Below are 472 nucleotides of genomic sequence, written 5' to 3' on the forward strand. Positions count from 1 at the left end.
TACCGCCCGCTGTTGGCTTCCGAGGCAAAGCGCGCTCGGTCTCCGGCAGTCGCAACCGCACACCGCTCATCGTTCAACAGTTCGACGACGCCCTCCGTTCCGAGGCCAGCCGCAGTCAGTCCGGCTACGGTTGGTGCGATATCCAGCGTCCGGGTGACTCCTCCAAAAACCCCGCCGACGCAGGCCATCTTGAACGAACCCTCCAGTTCGACGGCGTTCCGAACCGCCGAGAGGTGGGCGTCAGAACCCAACTCTATCGTCGCGGGGGCAGTCACGTCGCCGGTGACAGTCAGCAGTCGCGTCGCCGATCCAGACCCGCTTCTATTGGTCTCCTCCGGGTCCGAGAGCGCGAGATAGATATGGGCGAAGGTCCGCGGCGTATGGATGACCGTGGGGCGACCGTAGAGCCCGTACTCGGCCGGCGACGGTGGCTGGAGACGGGGCTCAATTCTATCCGCACCCTCTATCGCTT

General features: G+C 64.6%; 1 pseudogene. It reads right to left on the reverse strand.

Features of this window, described 5'->3' with window-relative positions:
* Positions 1–472 (reverse strand): annotated as a pseudogene (locus D3D02_RS19450) (NADH dehydrogenase FAD-containing subunit); the annotation flags it as partial.

This window comes from Halobellus sp. Atlit-38R (assembly GCF_003665925.1).
GTDB classification, from domain to species: domain Archaea; phylum Halobacteriota; class Halobacteria; order Halobacteriales; family Haloferacaceae; genus Haloquadratum; species Haloquadratum inordinatus.